Raw genomic sequence first — 1975 nt, 5'->3', positions numbered from 1 at the left:
GGGGTACAGAACACTTCCCCCCTTCACATTTTTTGGCACAACAGCCATGGGTTTATTTCTCCACGTCCCAAGTAGATTGTCAAAGGCTCTTTTCACTTTGACAATCTACTTGGGATGTGGAACAATCAATGAATGGTTGTTGTGCAAAAAAACTTAATCTTTTTGTGTCCAAAAACTTGACGTAGATCCATAAAAAGTAATATATCCAACATTAATAAAAATTGAGATAAATTATGTTGATTGTTTTTACTACTTATTCGGTCTTCAATATATATTTTTTAAATTGACTTGATAATCAGGCTTATTATTTTTTAGAAAAGTCAAAGTTGGTTTAGTGCACCATAGTTCAAAGTTAATAAAGGAATTAAACAGGTTAGATTTTCAATATTTTTTACAGGATTATTATTAAAGAGAGCATATTCTAGTTGGTGATAAAATGAAAATAAATTTAAGAGGTTTTTTAAGTAATGATTTTGCAAAAGGTGTGACTTTAATTGCAGGTGGTACCGCTAGTGCTCAATTATTAAATACTTTATTATCCCCAATAATAACAAGATTATATACCCCTGAAGAATATGGCGTTTTCACTGTTTACTCTTCAATATTAGGAATGTTGATGATTATAGGATCCTTAAGATATGAGTGGGGAATTCCTATAGCTGATAATGATGCTAAAGCTATAAACTTGCTTGTATTAAGCATTTTGATTTTATTGGCTTTTGTTGGAGTAATTACAACCGTGTTAACTTTTTGGCCAGATTTCTTTCTTGGATTTCTATTAGAAGATTCAATATTGAATTATAAATATTTTATTCCTTTAGGAATCTTCTTCGGGGGATTATATGGAATATTTTTGCAATGGACAATAAGAATTAAGAATTATAAGTCTATTTCTAAAACAAAAATAAATCAAAGCATTGTACAAAACTTCTCAAAGATTAGTATGGGCTTATTCAACTTTGGTCCAATTGGACTTATTATTGGTGGCGTAATAGGTCAAAGCGCTGGTATTTCAACATTAGCAGCACCACTGATAAAAGATAGAAAGAATATTTTAAAAAGTATAAATAAAATGGAAGTAATGTATTGTTTAAAAAAATATATTAAGTTTCCAGTTTTTTCTGCACCTAGTCAATTGTTAAATGCAGCTGGATTACAATTACCGGTACTGTTTTTAGCTTCGATTTATGGTACAGGAGTTAGTGGACATTATGCTTTAGCCAATACAATAGTGAACCTTCCAATGATGTTAATTGGAAGTGCAATAGCAGATGTATTTTACGGCGAAGCGGCTACGTCAGGTCGTTCTAATCCAAAGCGACTAAAAGATTTATGTAAAAAAATATTTCGTAAATTATTTATTATTGGTCTAATTCCTTTATTAATTTTGATATTATTGGGACCTTTATTATTTTCAATTTTTTTTGGTCAAAATTGGTATGAAGCCGGTGTATATTCAAGAATATTAGCTTTTTTAGTATTTACTAGATTTATTTTTACTCCTTTTGGGAGAATTTTTTCAGTTTTCCAAAGACAAAAGAGTGAGTTTATTTTAGATTTTTTTAGGGTTATATTAGTTTTATTAGTATTTTGGATTGCTAATTATTATTCATTTAACTCTTATTATACAATTAGCTTATATGTATTAGCTATGTCCGTGATATACTTCTTAACATTTTTAATAGTAAATAAAGTTTTAAATGATGAAATAAAACTTAGGTCTTGAATTAGAAATCAATTTAAAGATTTCAGAGATTCATAAACTAAATGTTTATTTACCTTAAAATTTATGATCTTAAATAATACCATTATTTTATAGTGTTTATGGCAAACTAAAAATGGCTCTTATAGATGTAGTATAGATTTATGGACACAACTTGGTTAAGTCATTAATATTAAACTAACGAAAGGTTGTGTCCGAATCATGAGTCAAAAACGGTATAATCAAGAATTTAAACAAACAGTAGTTGAGCTT

The 1975-nt window shown here is 28.5% G+C and carries 1 protein-coding gene; it reads left to right on the top strand.

Going from position 1 to position 1975, the window contains the following annotated elements:
- Positions 1 to 436 precede the first annotated feature (436 nt).
- Positions 437 to 1726 (top strand): lipopolysaccharide biosynthesis protein, encoded by a 1290-nt coding sequence (locus tag FKZ59_RS14275; protein ID WP_141603385.1) that lies wholly within the window; start codon positions 437 to 439, stop codon positions 1724 to 1726.
- The last annotated feature ends 249 nt before the right edge of the window (positions 1727 to 1975 follow it).

The organism is Ureibacillus terrenus (assembly GCF_006569205.1).
Lineage (GTDB): Bacteria > Bacillota > Bacilli > Bacillales_A > Planococcaceae > Ureibacillus > Ureibacillus terrenus.
Note: the sequence above shows the minus strand (reverse complement) of the source record. Positions and strands in the feature narration are given on the sequence as shown.

Bases quoted from the DNA above. Each gene is read 5' to 3' on its own strand.
- FKZ59_RS14275 (WP_141603385.1), top strand. From the start codon at position 437: ATGAAAATAAATTTAAGAGGTTTTTTAAGTAATGATTTTGCAAAAGGT.